The sequence below is a fragment of the Sphingomonas lacusdianchii genome, assembly GCF_022664395.1.
Taxonomy (GTDB): domain Bacteria; phylum Pseudomonadota; class Alphaproteobacteria; order Sphingomonadales; family Sphingomonadaceae; genus Sphingomonas; species Sphingomonas lacusdianchii.
This window is the reverse complement of sequence record NZ_JAKRET010000025.1, coordinates 23,353-39,446: the sequence shown is the minus strand read 5'-3', so window position 1 is coordinate 39,446 and position 16,094 is coordinate 23,353. Positions and strand designations below refer to the sequence as shown.

Sequence of the window (16,094 nt, the reverse complement as noted above, 5' to 3'; positions counted from 1 at the left end):
TGAGCCAGGTGTTCGGCTTCGTCCGTCAGTCCGGCGGGCATATCAAGATCTACTCCGAGGTCGGGCACGGGAGCACCATCAAGGTTTATCTTCCCCGCGCCTATGGCGACGACCGGCAGGCCTCCCCACGCCGCATTCCAGCGCTCGCGCGGGGCGGCAGTCCCGCCGAAATTGTCATGGTGGTGGAAGACGAGGAGCGCGTCCGCAACTTCTCGACCGAGGCGCTGCGCGAACTGGGCTACACCGTCATCCATGCCGACAGCGGTCCGGCCGCGCTGGCGATGATCGACGCGGGCCAGGACGTGACGCTGCTGTTCACCGATATCGTCATGCCCGAGATGAATGGCCGCCAGCTTGCCGACGAAGCGATGAAGCGCCTGCCCGGCCTCAAGGTGGTCTACACGACGGGCTATACCCGCAATGCCGTCGTGCATAACGGCGTGATCGATCCCGGCACCAACTTCCTCGCCAAGCCCTTCGGGATAGACCAGCTCGCCGCCAAGCTCCGCGAGGTGCTGGACGGCTAGGCCGCCATCAGGTCGCGGAACGCCGCGATCACGCGGCGCTCGTCGATCGGCTTGCCGAACACGACGCCGGGCGGGTTGCAAGGGTGGCAGTCCGCCGGCGTGCCGGTGATGAAGATCACGGGCACCTCGCCGCACCTGGCGAAGATCGCCTGTACGGCGCGCGGCCCCCGCCCCTTCGCCAGGATCACGTCCGACAGGATGATGTCCGGCTTGTGCGCCCTTGCCGCCTCGATCGCTTCGGCTTCGGTCGCCACGGTATCGAAGGACGTACCGCCGGCACGCTCGGCGATATCGGAAATATATTCGGCGAGCAGCCATTCATCTTCGATGACAAGGACATGGCACATAGCTTGACTCCAAGGAAGGCCAACGTGCCATTATCGGTCTAGGGTCCGTCCGATCGTCCCAGTCGCCTTTCGGTGCTTGTTGAGAACGGTTTTGAGAAGGCCGTGGCGTTCTCGTTTGACCATCCCTTCGGTAAGGCCTCCTACCCTTCGTCGATCGTACACCAAGCGACGCGCCGGTGGTCAAACACCTGCACCGTGGGCGGAGGAAAGCCGGCGCGTGCGAATGCCCCCGCCGGCACGGAGATCATGCCGGGGCGCATCTCTACGTCGTAGAAGACAGTCAAGCCGCAGGTCGGGCAGAAGTGGTAGACGTTGGTTCGGCCGGAGTCCGTCGCACGCGCGAAGCTATGTCGTTCGCCCGCCGTCGTCACCGCCTCGGCAGGAAAGCTCGCGTTCCATGCAAAGGCGCTGCCCGTCCAACGCTTGCAGTTCGTGCAGTGGCAAACGGAGATGCGGTCCGGCTCGTCGGCGCAGGTCGCACGAAGCTGGCCGCAATTGCACTCTGCCTGCCATTCCATCCCTCGCTCCTCCTGCACGTCCCTCTATCTATCGACCTCAGGCAGCTCCACCGGCGATTCCCGTTTTACCATCGCAACGGGAATGTCCCAACCGTCTCGTTGTCCGTTCGTTTGTGGGAATGACGGCTAGTGCGATTCCGTGTTGTTAAGAGCGTCGCTCCGTTAGGGACCACGAGCGACGCGGAAGATGGTTCACGATAGCCTAGCGTAAGCTGAGATGTGCCTGCGTCGGCGTGGCAACCCCCGTCGCGTTCGGATTCGTGTCGCTCACCGAAAACCTGTTTATGGTCGGTTTGACATTGTGGATGCTGGTACGTTGAGCGGGAAAGGAGTCATTGTGATGGGATACGGCCGCTTTGCTGCGATGATCGCGACGTCTACGATCGTCATGTTCGGACTCATGTATCTGAACAACTATGCGCTCGGGCACGTCGAGTTCAGTCAGACGCGAATGTGGATGGCGCTGGTCATGGGCGCTGTCATGGCAGTCATTATGATCGGCTTCATGTGGAGCATGTACCCCGATCGCCGCGCCAACATCGGCATCCTGGTGGGATCCGCCGCTGCGTTCGCAGGAGCACTGTGGTTGGTGCGGTCGCAAGAGACGGTCGACGACGTTGCCTGGATGAAGGCGATGATCCCGCATCATTCCATTGCCATCATGACCAGCGAGCGCGCGCACATTCGCGACCCGCGCGTGCGGCTGATCGCCGACCGGATCATCGATGCGCAGATCCGCGAGATCGCCGAGATGAAACGCGAGATCGCCCGACTGGAGGCTCGGCCTGTGCCAGACGGCAGCGCCGATCTACCATCCTATCGCGATCGCGGGGTCGCGCCGCCATCGGGCGAGTCGGACGCCGATGCCGGCGTGAATACGCTGGCTCCGATCCACTGACGGGCTGGCCGGATCGTCAGGGCCAAGGGGTGATGAAGAGGTGTGGCAAGGCCAGCGCGGCCAAATCGGCGAACAGCGCTCACCGGGTCACGGGTTCACGCCGCTATGGTGCTGTGCAACCTCCAACTGTTGCGACTGCCGGTGTTTATCAAACGGTTTGGGGAAGAAGGTCGTGTGCAACGGCAGCTCGCCGTCTCGAACGCGGAGGTTGCCCGACACAACGAACCGGCAATCGGTGGAAACCGTTCGCAGGCGTAATGGGTAAGCTGCACACCATCATCAAGCCGGGCATCTAAACACCTGCCAATTATCGAGCAGGCATGACCCATTTGAGAGCAGCGGCACTTACCCTGTCGCGCGATCAGATCGCTCGTTTCGACACGGCGATCTGGTCCATGATCCACGGCGCCGCCCCATCTCACCATCCATTCGGCGATAAGCTAAGAAATTACGTCACGGTGCCGTTTCGGCCCTCATCGAACCGAACGCAGCACTCCCGACTTTTTTCTGGAAGCGAGAAGGTCGTGGATGCGCCCAGCCAGATCGGCCTGCCGGAATGGCTTGGACAGCCGCGGCACGTCAGCTGGCACGTCCTCGCCCGTTGAGGCATAGCCGGTTATGAGCAGGGTCGGCAGCCCCACGCCCTTGCCGCGCAATTCACAGATCAACGCCGCACCCGTCATGCCCGGCATCAGGTAATCGGTGACGAGCAAATCGGCGTCGATCCCCGAACGGATCGCCGACAGAGCCTGGATCGCTGACGGCATCTCGACGACCTCGTATCCTAGGTCGCGCAGCATGTCGGCGGTGGCGGTTCTGACGATCTCCTCATCATCGACCAGCAGCACTTTCGCGTGCTGCGTCGCCCGGATCGGCTCGTCTCGCTCATGTTGCTGCTCAAGAATGGCCTCATCGCTGACCGGCAGCCACAGCTCGATCGCTGTGCCCTGGCCAGGTTCACTGTCGATCCGAAGCGTGCCGCCCGATTGCGCCGCCAGACCGTGGATCATCGAAAGGCCAAGCCCGGTGCCCTTGCCGACCCCTTTGGTGGAGAAGAACGGCTCGACAGCACGTGCCAGCGTGATCTTGTCCATGCCGACGCCGGTATCGCTGGCGATCAGACGAACATAGCGGCCTTCCGTAAGCCCTATGCTGTTGCGACCATCGACCGTCATCATGGTCGCACCGATCGTCAGCCGCCCGCCTCCGGGCATGGCATCGCGTGCGTTGACCGCAAGGTTGAGAAGAGCGAGCTCGAGCTGGTTGGGATCTACCTTTACCGCTTCGATCGTTGCCGGCACATCGATCACGACCGCAACGGTCGGACCAAGCGAGCGCCGGATCAAGTCGCTCATGCCGTCGATGAGTGCGGCGACGTCGACCGCTCGGGGTTGCAGCGCTTGGCGCCGCGCGAAGGCAAGGAGCCGTTGTGTCAGCGTCGAGGCGCGTTCTGCCGCCTGTAACGCACCGACGATAAAGCGCTGCGACTTCTCATCATCCCCGTGACGGCGCCGCAGGAGGTCAAGACTGCCGACGATCGGCGTCAGCAAGTTGTTGAAGTCGTGGGCCACGCCTCCGGTGAGCTGGCCAATGGTGTCCATCTTGGCGGCTTGAGCAAGTTGTGCGTCGGCCTCCTTGCGGGCGGTGATGTCCGAGACAATGCCGGTCATCCGCACCGGCGTGCCGTCCTCATAGGATACTCGGCCCCTAGCCGCGATCCAGCGACGCTCGCCGGTGACGGTGGCGATCGGACATTCGAGATCGAGTTCGCCCAGAGCTGGCGCAGCTTCGAAGACCGCCGCGACATTCGCGCGATAGGCGGGGTCGACGCGTTGAAGAAATATTTCCACGTTCCAGTGCGGCTGGATCTCGGTGAAGCCGAAAATCTGGTCGTGCCGAAGCGAGCGGCGCGCCTCGCCCGTGGCCATATTGATGTCCCAGCTTCCCATGTCGGCCGCGTGCAGTGCGACCTCCAGGCTTGCTCGCGCCTTCTCCAGCTCGTCGGTCCGCTGGATCACCGCCTGTTCCAGCGCTTCGGCCGCGCCCCTGACCTGATATTGTCGGCGCCTTGCCTTTAGCGCAGAACGAACTGCGCCCAGCATGGCATCCGCGTGGAGCGGACGTTCCAGCAACATCATGTTCCCAAGCGCATCGAGACGTTCGGACGCGAGGTTCGAACGAGGCCGCGCCGATCCGTTCGCGAGCACGATAAAGGGGAGATCGGACCAGGTGGGCTGGTCAGCGATCCACTCCGTCAGGGCTGTGAGGTTGCCGAGCGCCAGCGCTTCCTCTGTCACCAGTACGGCACCAGCGCCCGCAGTCAGCCCGACCAGCAGATCGTCAAGAGACGTGCAGACCTCGGATACGATTCCGCGCTTGTTGAGCAGTTCGGAAGCGAGAAGGGCATCACGCCCCTGAGGAGCAAGGATCAGGACTCGCAGGTCCACTAAGCGTCCTTCGCGTCCATGCCACCTTCGCCCCGACTTGCCATCAGCATCTTCGCCTCACCCGCGAACGTCGGAACGCCCGTCAGCACACCCTGAAAATCGGTCAGGGCCTCGCCGACGTGCAGGCCAGACTCCGTGATCTGAAACTCACGGATCGTGCGTTCGTGCCGCGACGTTCGGGTCTTGATGACCGAAATCGCCTGACGGACTTCTCCATGTGCTTCGAAGTAGCGGAGCTGCATGACCGTATCGGCAAGATAGCTCAGGTCGACGTCCGAGCGGATGTCACCCGTCACGCCGTGTTGACCGAGGATGAGGAGCGAAACGACGCCCTTCGCACCCAGATAGCTCAGCAGTTCGTGCATCTGCAGAACGAGATACTGCTCGCTCGGCATCGACTGCAGATATGCGTTGAGACTATCGACCGCGATGACCGTGGCCTGGTCCTCTTCGACGGCCTTTCGGACGGCGTTGGTGAACTCGCCGGGCGACAGTTCGGCGGGGTCGATGCTGCGGATTTCCAGCGTACCCACATCGAGGTGCGGCTGGAGATCCATGCCAAGCGCGGCAGAGCGCTTGAGCAGCGTCGGCACTCGTTCGTCGAAGAGGAAGTAGGCGGCCCGTTCGCCACGCTCGAGCGCTGCCACCAAGGCCTGTACGGTGGTTGTGGTCTTGCCGACGCCGGCCGGTCCCGACAGCAACGTCGCCGTTCCCGGCAGCAGGCCGCCACCCAGCAGCTCATCGAGTTGGGGCGAACCGGTGGAGACTGCGGCCCCGTCGAAGGCGTTGCCGTGTTCGGCTGCGACCAGGCGCGGGTAAACGCACAATCCCCCGCGTTCGATCGTGAAGTCGTGGTAGCCGCCGCGGAACTTGACGCCGCGCATCTTCAGCACATGAAGGCGTCGACGCTGCGCGCCGAAGCCGAGGAGCATCTGCTCGAGCATGACGACACCGTGGGCGATGGATTGAAGCTGGAGGTCGCTTCCGGTCGCGCTGCGATCGTCCAGCAGCAGCACGGTACATTTTCGTGCCGCGAAGAACTGCTTCAATGCCAGTATCTGTCGGCGATACTTCACCGGGCTCTGCGCCAGGAGCCGCAGCTCGGAGAGGCTGTCGATCACCACCCGGCTCGGTTGAACCTCCTCGACCTTGGCGATGATCCCACGCACCGTCTCGCCAAGCTCCAGCTCGCTGGGGTGGAACAGCGTCTGCTCGTTGTCGGCGGCCAGCCCCTCGGCCGGGACCATCTCACTGAGCGTGATCGGATCGAGGCTCCAGTCGTGGCTTTCCGCCACGGCCAACAGTTCGGCTTCGGTTTCCGCCAGAGTGATGTAGAGCCCGGCTTCGCCGGCTTCGGCCCCCTTGAGCAGGAACCCCAGACCGAGCGTCGTCTTGCCCGTTCCGGGCGTGCCCTCGACCAGGTAGAGACGCTCTCGAGTCAGGCCTCCCGCCAGCACATTGTCGAGGCCTTCGACACCAGTCGAGGCGAGGCGTGTAGGCGGTTTGCTCGTCACATATCACTCCTGTTTCGAGGAGTTTACATCAGCGAATATCTGATCGCCAACGACCGTTGGACGTGGGTGGTCCTTTGCCGACCGCATCGGCCCGGTCGATCGCGATCGCGACAACCGATATCAGGCGTGCCCCTCCATCATCCGCTGCATCGTCGCTACCGCATCGCTGCGCCGGAACGGCTTGGCGAAAAACTCGGCGCGCACCGGCAGCGACAGGTTCTCGCGTGAGAACGTCGCGGCGGTCAGGATGATTTCGATGGGCGGCCACCTGTCGCGAATTGCAGCAGCCAGTTCGATGCCCTGAACGCCACGGGGCATATCGAGGTCCATATAGACGATGCGGATGTCGGGCCGCGTTTCCAGCGTTCGGATCGCATCGTCCACGTCGAGCGCCTCGATCCCTTCAAACCCGGCCTGCTCGACCATGGCAAGCGCGTCGAGCCGCAGTACGGGCTCGTCCTCGATCACGAGGACCGGGTGGCGTTCTGGGGGCGTCAATTGCGCCATCTTCAGGTCAGACCTGTTGAAGTTGAGCGGCGCTCGCCTTCATTTCGGCCGTCAATCCTTCCTCACCATAGTGCAGCGTCGTGCCGCCAGACCCGGCGAGGCCCATCCGGATGATGCGCGACCCGAAGCCGCGTCTGGAAGGTTCAACCGCCGGTGGACCGCTGCGTTCCTCCCAGCGCATGACAATGCCAGACTTATCCTCGTTCCATGACCAGCCAAGCATGACCCGCCCCTCGGGCGCACTAAGTGAGCCATGCTTGATGGCATTGGTCGCCAGCTCGTGCAGCAGCAGCGAGAGCGACAGCGTGGCACGCGGTCCGATCATCGTCGGTGGCCCCGAGATGGAGATGCGGCCGCCCTCGTCGAAGGTTGCCAGAACGCCTCGCACCACCTCGCCAATCTCGGCCGCCGACCAGCTCTGGCGGGTCAGCACGTCATGAGCTTTCGAGAGCGCCGCCAAGCGCTCGCCGAAGGCCGCCACTGCCTCCTGGTTGCCGGCATCCGAAAGGGTTTGGAAGGCAATGGCTTGAATGACGCTCAGCGTGTTTTTCAGCCGGTGCGAAAGTTCGCCGTTCAGCAGCTCCTGCCGCTCGCGAGCGTCGCGCAGCTCGGTGTGGTCGCGCGACACCGACAGGATGCGCACCACTCGGCCATCCCCGTCGTACATGGCAAGAAAGGGAGTGATCCTTTTTACGAGGGAAGCGGCCGCGAAGATATTCGAGTCACTCAATGTGAGACAAAAGCGTCGCTGTGTGTGAGCCTGGTCTTCCGTAAAGAATATCTGCCAGGTGGGGAACAGCCGCAGAGCCTTCAAATCCGTCTATACACTGGCAAAGGTAATCCGATCGTCGGTGGCGTCCGCTGGGTTGGTTCATGGCATCCGGACCGTGTCCGCGTGAAGTGCGATTTGCGTCTTTCAGACGTTCGTAGGTCCTGCACTGTGTCTGAGGTTGCGTCCTAAATGTTCAGTCCCGGCATCTGGTGGATCGGGTTGACGATGAACCGGTCTGGCTCTGACGTCCAGATCTTGGTGATGTATTCGTAGGGTGTGAGCCCGTTGAGCGTCTTGAACCGGCGAGCGAAGTTATAGGCGGCCATGAAGTCGGCGAGGTGCGTCCGGAGCTGGTCGTGGCTCTCATAGTGGAAGCGTTTGACGGTCGCTTCCTTGATGGTCCGGTTCATCCGCTCGACTTGTCCGTTGGTCTAGGGATGGTTCGGCTTGGTGAGCCGGTGCTTGATGTCGTTGACCTCGCAGATCATGTCGAAGCGCATCTGACGGGACCAGGCGGTGTTGCGATTGCGAGGCTGCTCGGCGAACTGGATGCCATTGTCGGTCAGGATCGTGTGGATGCGATACGGCACTGCTTTCAGCAGGTGTTCGAGGAACTCCCAAGCTGTCCGGCGATCGGCCTTGTCGACCAGTTGGGTGACCGCGAACTTGCTGGTGCGGTCAATGCCGACGAACAGGTAGAGCTTGCCTTCGGCAGTCTGCACCTCAGCAATGTCGATGTGGAAGAAGCCGATGGGGTAGCGCTTGAAGCGTTGCCGCTTTGGCTTGTCGCCTTCGATGTCCGGCCGGCGCGAGATGCCGTGTCGCTGAAGGCACCGATGCAGCGCTGAGCGGGTCAGGTGCGGGATCCATGGCTGCAACGCATAGAGGCAGTCGTCGAGCGGCAGCAGCGTGTGGCGCCGGAACGCCACAACCATTGCCTCCTCCGCCTCGGTCAGGGTCGTTGAATGAGGGGCCTTCGGCCCGGTCTTCAGATCCTCAACCGTTGCCCGCTTTCGCCACTTGGCGACCGTCTTGGGATTGATTCCCAGCTCACGGCTCAGCGTCGAGAGCGAAGCTTGCGATCGCTGTATTGCTGCTCGGACGGCGTGCGTGGTCGTGGCGCACCCATGACGTACCTGTCCCATGCGGCTTCCTTCCATTCCAACGAAAGGATCGCACCATCAAACCGTGGGATCAAACACCTAGGTTGCAGGTTCCGCTATTAAAACAACGAGTCCGCCTTGTTCTCGAGCAACGGCCAGCGGGCGTCCTTGTTGGAAATGACTGATACCGGCAGGGGCCATACGATGCCGAGCGCCGGATCGTCGAAGCGCAGCCCGCCTTCCGCAGACGGGGTGTAACGCGAAGACACCATGTAGGTGATCTCAATGTCATCGACGAGCGACTGAAATCCGTGGGCAAAACCGGGGGGAACGTAGAGTTGCTGCCTGTTGGACGCGGACAGTTCGAACGCCTGATGCCGGAGATAGGTTGGCGATTGACCGCGCAAATCGACGATGACGTCCAGGATTGCTCCGCGTACGCACCGGACCAGCTTGGCTTCGGTATGCGGCGCCTTCTGAAAATGAAGACCACGAACTGTTCCCTGGCAGGCCGATACTGATACATTCGCTTGAATATAATCGGCGACCAGTCCCCGCTCGGCAAACTCGTCGCGTGAAAAGCTACGGGCGAACGACCCTCGCTCGTCTCCCCGAGGATTAAGCTCCACAAGCCAAGCGTCCTGCAACTCGGTTTCAATGAATTTCATGCGACACACCCTTCGTTCATGGCCGGTCGGCCAAATCGGGCGCGCTGTTCGGCATAGAGCTGATCAATGGTCCGCCCAGCGGGGAACCGGACATCGGCAAAGACCAGAGGCTGATCCTTCTTTACCGGCCGGACGATCGTCGAGCCCAGCGCCAGTCCCAGAGGCAATAGATCCTCGGCGTCGATGCTGTCGCTATTCTCTGCCACACCGTAAACTTCGAATCCTCCCAGCTGATCGATCAGATCGCCAGGACGCAGATCGGTCTTGGCAACGGCGACCACGCCCACTTGCGGTCCAGCCAGTGGTGCTAGAACGGCGTCGCCGAACAACGCGGCACGAGCAATGGATGTCGGCACTTCGAGGTGACACAAGTGATAGGGAGTATAGAAACAGTAATAAGGCCCATCACCCATCTTATAATATTTCAGGAAATGTTGTTGCCGAGGGTCGTCGTGCGTTCCAAGGACGAATACACCGCCCCCTGGCCGTGCGCCCACGACATAATCGACCAAGCCATGCTCAGCGCGATCAAGGGCATCGGCGAACGCCGACACCGTATCTTCCAATGGTACCAATGGTGCATAAGGGTCGCCGCCCGAGAAGTCGGGCCCCAGCATGCCACGTCGTGCAACCCTGAAACCCGTTCCGTTAGCGACGATTGCCTGTTCGAACGAGATTTTTGTGCCGTCCGCAAAGGATGCCGCCATGGCCGGGTTCTGATCCCATTTGACCGCGAACGCCTTCTGCGTTTCGGGTGTGCGGTAGGGATCATGAAGCCCTTTCATATTACCGCACAGTACAGGCTTTACGCCTAGACCTGATACGAAACGGTACAGGTTCATCTCAACGCCTGGCTGATCGCCATCGGAAAAGCTGTAGATGACACCTGCGGCGTCTGCCTTGAGCTTGAGGATCGGGCCGACCGTGCCGTCGAGTTCCGCGTTCATGTGGACAACGTGCTTGCCGGCGGCGATCGCCGCAAGAACGACCTGGGCAGCATAGTCGAACGATCCTGTTACTTCCACAACCACGTCGACGCCATCCGCCTGGACCAGCGCCACCGCATCCTCGGTCACAACCGCCATTCCTGCGGCGATCGCTTCCTCAACGCGACGTCCGCTGCGGACCACCGGTTCGATACCGACATTGGTGAAGGCGCGGACCGCGCGATCGACGTGACGGTTCGCTACGCCAACTAACCGCATCCCACGGGTTGCGTCGATAATTTGACGCGCAATGGCAGCACCTTGCGTTCCGGCACCAATCAGGGCCACGCGAATAGGATGCCCCTGCGCCTCGCAGCGAGCGAGTGCGGTATCAACCAGAATCATGCTCACTTACTCCCAAATTTTCCAAGGTGCGCCGTTCAGCCAATGTTCCTCGAGGACATGGCGGTCGCGCAAAGAGTCCATGCTTTGCCAGAACCCATGATGCGGGAAACTGGCAAGTTTGCCGCGTTCGATCAGCCGTGCCATCGGCTGATCTTCGAGCACGGTATCGTCACCATCGATCAGGTCGAGAAGTTGCGGCTCACAGACGAAAAAACCACCGTTGATCAGACCGCCGTCCGTTTCGCCTTTTTCGCGAAAGCCCTGAACATGGGTGCTGTCGTCGTTCAGGTGCAAAGCACCGTATCGTCCCGGCTGCACCACGGCGGTCAACGTACACCAAGCGTCCGAAGCCTGATGGGTAGCCACGAGTTTATCGAGGTCGACGTTGCTAAGACCGTCGCCATAGGTCAGGCAAAAGGTTTCGTCCCCCAGAAGGTGGCGTGCGCGGCGCAGCCGCCCTCCGGTCATTGTTTCGCTGCCGGTGTCAACCACCGTCACTCGCCAGTCTTCTCCAACTGCCTGCGCCCATTCCACACCACCTGACTTCAGGTCGATCGTGAAGTCACATTCGTTCGCGCGATAGTTTAGGAAATAATCTCGGATATATGAAACCTTGTACCCCCCCAGTATAACAAAATCACGAAGTCCGTAATGTGCATAATATTTCATGATATGCCACATGATCGGCCTGCCACCAATCTCTACCATCGGCTTTGGCCTGACCGTCGTTTCTTCGCTGAGACGCGTTCCGTACCCACCGGCGAGCAGGACTACCTTCACTGAAACTTCCCTTTTTCCGATATGATCCTGTCACGTTTTGAATGGTTCGACACCTTCAAAACAGCAAGACATACCTCGTTATTCGCATGAACTTTCCGACATCATCGGTTTTGATAAGAGATGATCTGTTGCAGCGTCGTTTCACGTGCGTCTTCTCCCGCTCCAATTCGACGATGCCAGTCGACTATCCACGCCAGTGCCTCCTCCAAACGCAATCGGGGTCGCCATCCAAGCAGCGCGCGAGCCTTCGAGCAATCGAGGCGCAATAGATGCGCTTCGTGAAACGCAGATTTCGAGGGTTCGACGACCGGCGGGCACACGTTGCCCCAAAGCGCCGTCATGCGCTCGACGATCCATGCCACTGACTGCGCGTCTTCCTCAGACGGACCAAAATTCCACGCTTCCGAAACTGTGGCATCGCCGACTAGCAGGCGTTCGGCAATGATGAGGTACCCCCCCAACGCTTCCAACACATGCTGCCAGGGACGAACCGAACCGGGGCTGCGGACGATCGGTGCTGTTCCTCGTTCAAAGGCGCGGACCAGGTCGGGGAGCAGGCGGTCAAGCGCCCAGTCGCCGCCGCCAATTACGTTGCCAGCGCGGACCGATGCCAGGCCGGTTCCGCCCGCTGCCATATGCTCGCCTGGGAAGAACGACCGTCGATAAGCCGCAATGACAAGCTCGGCCGCCCCCTTGCTGCTGCTATAGGGATCGAAGCCGCCCATTGGATCATCTTCCCGATAGGGCCAGACCCATTCACGATTTTCATAACATTTGTCGGTCGTCACACAGACGATGCCGCGAACATTGCCGAGCCGCCGTGCTGCGTCGAGGACATGGACGGTTCCCATTACATTGGTGGCGTAGGTCTCGACCGGCTGCAGATAGGACGTTCGGACGATGGGTTGGGCAGCAAGGTGAAAAATGACCTCTGGCTGCACTCGCGCCACCACGGCGTCGACGGTTGCGGGATCGCGAATATCGCCTTCAACATGATCAACCAGCTCCTGCAGCCGCACCCTGTCGAACAGGCTTGGCTCGGTCGGCGCCGGGAGTGAAAGGCCGGTCACCTCGGCACCGAGCTGGCAAAGCCACAAGGCGAGCCAGCTGCCCTTGAACCCAGTATGACCGGTAACGAGTACCCGGCGTCCCTGCCAAGCGCGGTAGTCGTTCGCAGAGATAGGCAATTCGAATTCCTATTTGGTAGCGTGTCTGTCCGCACGAGACAGACGCAACGCCGGTATGAGGCGGTAGCGTCATCCATCCGGCCGACTGCCGTCCTTCTGGCATGGCGGATTGCTTTGCCCGACATCGGGTGCAAATGACGCTAGCTACTAGTCGCGACAGCCTGTTCGATCGCGATTGGGAGCCGAACCTCCTGCGAGCGCAATGCTTCGAGATCGCATGGCGAGTCGACACGTTCCGTTGGCGGACGAAAGAACAATCCGGCCAGCGTGCCCGACGCAACAATATAGGCCTTTGTCCACTCGCCTTCGTAAAGCAGCTTCATCGCGAAGCGTGCATATTTGCGGACCAGCGAAAACACACCTCTCCAGCCCTGCCGCCTCCACGTACAGTAGACATTGTTACGATGCAAATAGTAGTGATTGCGGATCCGTATGGGATTAGTCTCCGTACGGATGTTGAGCGTGCCGGGTGTCGAACGAATATGAACAACATTGCTGGTACCAACGAAAAAACCCGGTGTCGAACGCGTAATGCGTTCGGTAAACTCGGTATCCTCGGTCCACATGAACATATCGGCGATTGGCAGACCATGTACCGACAGAACTTCGCGTTTGAGCAGGATCGACACGAACGTAGCACGACGTACTGGTACCATCGCCTCGCTGAGCAGCATCGGCCATTGCGAGTAGGAAATGCTGTTGGTACTGCAATCCGGCGGCGGCACGTTGGTCAAGAGCCCGTCCGGCGTCCAGGCTGTCGATATGACGAAGGGTGCGTCGATGGCACGCCGTTGCAGCGTTTGTTCTGCTTCAAACAGTTTTTGCAGCGCATCGGGTGCCGGAATCACATCGTCGTCCATTAGCCAAATCGCGTTGTCGCCGCGTTCATAGCCGATGCGCATGGCCGCATTGAATCCACCAGCGGAGCCAAGATTATGCGGCAGTTGGTAAACTTCGACCCGGTCACCCCACCGCTCGGCGATACACTCCCGCGTACCGTCCGTTCCGCCATTGTCGATCACGATCACGTGATCGACCGGACGCTCCTGACGAAGAATCGCGTCCAAACATTGAACGAGCAGTTCCTTGCGGTTGTATGTCAAAACGACCGCAGAAATCGTATGTCCCATGCATGCCCCCCCCGCGGCAACCACCACGGATATTACTTTATATTACTCCTACCTGACGGATTGTTTCTATAAAATAGAGCATTTATACCAAAAATGTGTCTAACTGAGACCGTAAGACCAATTTTGTATAATGATTCGCAATAACGCTTATAGAGCAGTGCGGTTGTAGACAGACTACTGCTTGCATAGGTGTTGTCCTCGTGTTTTTACCCCTAAGGCGGCATAAGCCGTCACGGCTCGATCATGCTTTGGCACTAATGCCCTCCTCATTGACAGGAACAGCCTTCGCTCTGTGCAGCGCAGTCACGCGTTTGACCTGCGCGATGCTGCAACCAGCCAATTCCGCCGTGCGGGCAATACTCATGCCGGCTTCGCGCAGCGCCACGATGCGGCGGTGGTGGGCAAGATCCGGTTTTCGCCCGGTGTACCGTCCTGCCCGCTTGGCGATCTCGATCCCCTCGCGCTGGCGCTCGCGCCGCGTTTCGTAATCGTCCCGCGCGGTTTGCAGCGCAACGCGAAGCAGCATGTCCTGCACCGCTTCCAACACGATACGCGATACCCCCGAACTGTCGGCGACTAGGTCGGACAGGTCGACGATCCCCGGCACCGCCAATCGTGCCCCCTTCCCCCGGATCGTTGCGACCAGCAGTTCGGCTTCGGGCAGCGGCAGGCGGCTGATCCGGTCGATCTTCTCGGCGATCACGACTTCGCCGGGTTGCAGGTCGTCGACCATGCGCAACAATTCGGGGCGATCGGGTCGCGCACCCGACGCCTTCTCGCGGTACACCGCTGCGACATAGAAGCCTGCCGCTCGGGCGCCGGCGACGATCGCCTCCTGCCGGGCCAGATCCTGTTCGTCGGTGCTGACCCGCAGATATACCCGCGCCGCCCGGATCATGCTTTGCTGCTTGCTCATCATTCCTCGGCTCAATTGGGTATACTCAAGATAGCAATTAGCCAATTCGAAGCGAGGCAACCTATTCTTTCCGAGAACAGATCGCGATCCGCGTTTCGAAAGATATGAACGGCACCGGTAATCGTTCACAATCGTCCGTATCAAAGTTGATCTGGCCACGCATCATTATGGAGGCGGCACCCCTTCATCAACGCGCCTAGGAGGTTGCGATAAGCCTATTATGGATTTGGCAGGCGGCCGGTTAGGCTCCTCAACTGTATCGATAGTCCGGCTTGTCTCTCGGTGCCGGTCTTCGCATAGGTTCGCTTGAGGTGGGTTCGGATCGTTTCCATGGAAACGCCAAGCGACTTCGCGGCTTCGGCCGGCGTCCGGCCCTCGGCTACGAGGCAGGCGACCTTGGATTCGGCCGGTGTGAGATCATAGAGGCTGCGGATAGTCTGCACGTCCAGGAACGCCGAGCGTCCAGGTACGTCTATGACTGCGAGAGCGGCGCCAACGGAGAACACGTCCTGAGCGGATCGAAGCAAAGGAGCGACATGAATGACGAACATCGCCTGACCAGCTCTTCTGACCGCGATGGATCGCCCAATGCCCGAGTTCGCCGCTGCCAGTGCATTTGACAACTCGACGTCGACGCCCGGCTCCGAAAACGTCAGACGGCCCGTCCTGTCACCAATAGAACTTGCGACCAGGGCCGAGAACGCTGAGTTGGCGCTTACGATAGTAGCGTCTGTTGCAAGAACTGCCGCTGCTGATCCTATCGCTGCCAGAGCGTCGGTAGCGGCAGTCGCCTGTTCCATTTTCATCCGTGCGGAAATCGCTGCGGCGCGGGCCAAGTGAGGCCGGAGTTGGTCCAGTTGTGCTACGGCCTCTCTCGCTTTAAAATATCCGTCGAAACCTTCGAGGGTAATCATCAGGCCGTCCATCTTGATGCCTTGGATCGTCGCCCCTGCACCGGCTTCGAGACTCCGTGGTCTCAGGAATTCAGTGTAGATCGGCAAGGTCTCGAGTTCATGCGGCGTGGCTATGTCTTGGTCCGTAACGAAACCAGCGTAGGAAGATAGCGAACGGCAGCGGGCAGCCCGTATGTTATGCTTGGACCAACCCTGTTCCTCGAAATCTCGCATGAGTGAGCCGAGGCTCGGCGATGCCGTCCATCTTTCAGTACCGCCGGACTGCACCATAAGTAACGCGCCACGGGTTCTAAAAAACCGGGCAAGCTCAGCGAGGGTATCGGGCCAAAGAGACGGCATGATACCTGCTTCGTAGATCGAATCTATCAGTGAGTTGCCGCTCATCTCCATCTTCGGCCTCCCCAAGTTTTTTCTAAGCAAACCTCCCGGTATCACTCGAACGGGTGACGCCGTGCTGTGTAGCACATTGTAAATGCATGGTTAACGAGAAATCTTGGCTCGAAAATCCGGAACGCCGGGACGTTCATCGAAACGT

15 protein-coding genes and 2 pseudogenes are annotated in these 16,094 nt (G+C 60.4%); 3 read left to right on the top strand and 14 right to left on the bottom strand.

The genetic code is table 11. The annotated features are described in order from the left end of the window. Window positions 1–527: response regulator (locus MF607_RS20550; RefSeq protein ID WP_242121990.1), on the top strand; the 527-nt coding region annotated here is incomplete at its 5' end. Here the strand turns inward: MF607_RS20550 and MF607_RS20545 are convergent. Together MF607_RS20545 and MF607_RS20540 are read right to left on the bottom strand one after the other, a co-directional pair. Further along, a complete protein-coding gene (locus MF607_RS20545) occupies window positions 524–874 on the bottom strand; it encodes a response regulator (protein ID WP_242121989.1) in 351 nt (116 codons plus the stop codon). The genes MF607_RS20550 and MF607_RS20545 overlap by 4 nt on opposite strands. Window positions 875–1,014: 140 nt before the next feature. Continuing rightward, window positions 1,015–1,392, bottom strand: a complete 378-nt coding sequence (locus MF607_RS20540) for a GFA family protein (RefSeq protein ID WP_242121988.1) — start codon at window positions 1,390–1,392, stop codon at window positions 1,015–1,017. A gap of 206 nt (window positions 1,393–1,598) precedes the next feature. Between MF607_RS20540 and MF607_RS20535 the strand changes: the two are divergent. Both MF607_RS20535 and MF607_RS20530 read left to right on the top strand, forming a co-directional pair. Then, window positions 1,599–1,712: pseudogene (locus MF607_RS20535) on the top strand (glutaredoxin); the annotation flags it as partial. Between the two features lie 20 nt (window positions 1,713–1,732). Beyond that, window positions 1,733–2,290 carry a DUF305 domain-containing protein gene (locus MF607_RS20530; protein WP_242121992.1) on the top strand — a complete coding sequence of 186 codons (558 nt, stop codon included), beginning with the start codon at window positions 1,733–1,735 and terminating at the stop codon, window positions 2,288–2,290. Between the two features lie 473 nt (window positions 2,291–2,763). On the opposite strand, the gene MF607_RS20525 is transcribed toward MF607_RS20530, so the two are convergent. The 12 genes and pseudogenes from MF607_RS20525 to MF607_RS20470 form a co-directional block, all read right to left on the bottom strand. Next, on the bottom strand, window positions 2,764–4,737 hold the full coding sequence (locus MF607_RS20525; RefSeq protein ID WP_242121987.1) for an ATP-binding protein: 1,974 nt from the start codon (window positions 4,735–4,737) through the stop codon (window positions 2,764–2,766). Further along, window positions 4,737–6,251 carry an ATPase domain-containing protein gene (locus MF607_RS20520; protein ID WP_242121986.1) on the bottom strand — a complete coding sequence of 505 codons (1,515 nt, stop codon included), beginning with the start codon at window positions 6,249–6,251 and terminating at the stop codon, window positions 4,737–4,739. Before MF607_RS20520 ends, MF607_RS20525 begins: the two co-directional genes overlap by 1 nt. A 120-nt stretch (window positions 6,252–6,371) precedes the next feature. Next, a complete protein-coding gene (locus tag MF607_RS20515) occupies window positions 6,372–6,719 on the bottom strand; it encodes a response regulator (protein ID WP_242121985.1) in 348 nt (115 codons plus the stop codon). A gap of 46 nt (window positions 6,720–6,765) precedes the next feature. Beyond that, window positions 6,766–7,572 (bottom strand): HWE histidine kinase domain-containing protein, encoded by an 807-nt coding sequence (locus MF607_RS20510; RefSeq protein WP_242121984.1) that lies wholly within the window; start codon window positions 7,570–7,572, stop codon window positions 6,766–6,768. 143 nt (window positions 7,573–7,715) lie between these two features. Next, window positions 7,716–8,675: pseudogene (locus tag MF607_RS20505) on the bottom strand (IS481 family transposase). Window positions 8,676–8,752: 77 nt separating this feature from the next. Continuing rightward, window positions 8,753–9,301, bottom strand: coding sequence for a dTDP-4-dehydrorhamnose 3,5-epimerase (gene rfbC / locus MF607_RS20500; RefSeq protein ID WP_242121983.1), 549 nt, complete (start codon window positions 9,299–9,301; stop codon window positions 8,753–8,755). Continuing rightward, on the bottom strand, window positions 9,298–10,632 hold the full coding sequence (locus MF607_RS20495; protein ID WP_242121982.1) for an NAD(P)H-dependent oxidoreductase: 1,335 nt from the start codon (window positions 10,630–10,632) through the stop codon (window positions 9,298–9,300). Before MF607_RS20495 ends, rfbC begins: the two co-directional genes overlap by 4 nt. Window positions 10,633–10,638: 6 nt before the next feature. Next, entirely contained in the window at window positions 10,639–11,412 is a 774-nt protein-coding gene (rfbF, locus tag MF607_RS20490) for a glucose-1-phosphate cytidylyltransferase (protein ID WP_242121981.1), read from the bottom strand. A gap of 101 nt (window positions 11,413–11,513) precedes the next feature. Then, entirely contained in the window at window positions 11,514–12,599 is a 1,086-nt protein-coding gene (gene rfbG / locus MF607_RS20485) for a CDP-glucose 4,6-dehydratase (RefSeq protein ID WP_242121980.1), read from the bottom strand. Between the two features lie 140 nt (window positions 12,600–12,739). Continuing rightward, complete coding sequence (locus tag MF607_RS20480) at window positions 12,740–13,729, bottom strand: glycosyltransferase family 2 protein (protein WP_242121979.1); 990 nt, start codon at window positions 13,727–13,729, stop codon at window positions 12,740–12,742. 241 nt (window positions 13,730–13,970) lie between these two features. Further along, the gene (locus MF607_RS20475) at window positions 13,971–14,648 is read right to left on the bottom strand and encodes a recombinase family protein (protein WP_242121978.1); all 678 of its coding nucleotides are present in this window, start codon (window positions 14,646–14,648) and stop codon (window positions 13,971–13,973) included. A gap of 215 nt (window positions 14,649–14,863) precedes the next feature. Further along, window positions 14,864–15,949: a helix-turn-helix transcriptional regulator gene (locus MF607_RS20470; RefSeq protein ID WP_242121977.1), complete on the bottom strand. Its 1,086-nt coding sequence runs from the start codon at window positions 15,947–15,949 to the stop codon at window positions 14,864–14,866. Between the last annotated feature and the right edge of the window lie 145 nt (window positions 15,950–16,094).

Bases quoted from the DNA above. Each gene is read 5' to 3' on its own strand.
- MF607_RS20545 (WP_242121989.1), bottom strand. From the start codon at position 874: ATGTGCCATGTCCTTGTCATCGAAGATGAATGGCTGCTCGCCGAATAT.
- MF607_RS20540 (WP_242121988.1), bottom strand. From the start codon at position 1,392: ATGGAATGGCAGGCAGAGTGCAATTGCGGCCAGCTTCGTGCGACCTGC.
- MF607_RS20530 (WP_242121992.1), top strand. From the start codon at position 1,733: ATGGGATACGGCCGCTTTGCTGCGATGATCGCGACGTCTACGATCGTC.
- rfbC (WP_242121983.1), bottom strand. From the start codon at position 9,301: ATGAAATTCATTGAAACCGAGTTGCAGGACGCTTGGCTTGTGGAGCTT.
- MF607_RS20495 (WP_242121982.1), bottom strand. From the start codon at position 10,632: ATGATTCTGGTTGATACCGCACTCGCTCGCTGCGAGGCGCAGGGGCAT.
- MF607_RS20480 (WP_242121979.1), bottom strand. From the start codon at position 13,729: ATGGGACATACGATTTCTGCGGTCGTTTTGACATACAACCGCAAGGAA.
- MF607_RS20475 (WP_242121978.1), bottom strand. From the start codon at position 14,648: ATGATGAGCAAGCAGCAAAGCATGATCCGGGCGGCGCGGGTATATCTG.
- MF607_RS20470 (WP_242121977.1), bottom strand. From the start codon at position 15,949: ATGGAGATGAGCGGCAACTCACTGATAGATTCGATCTACGAAGCAGGT.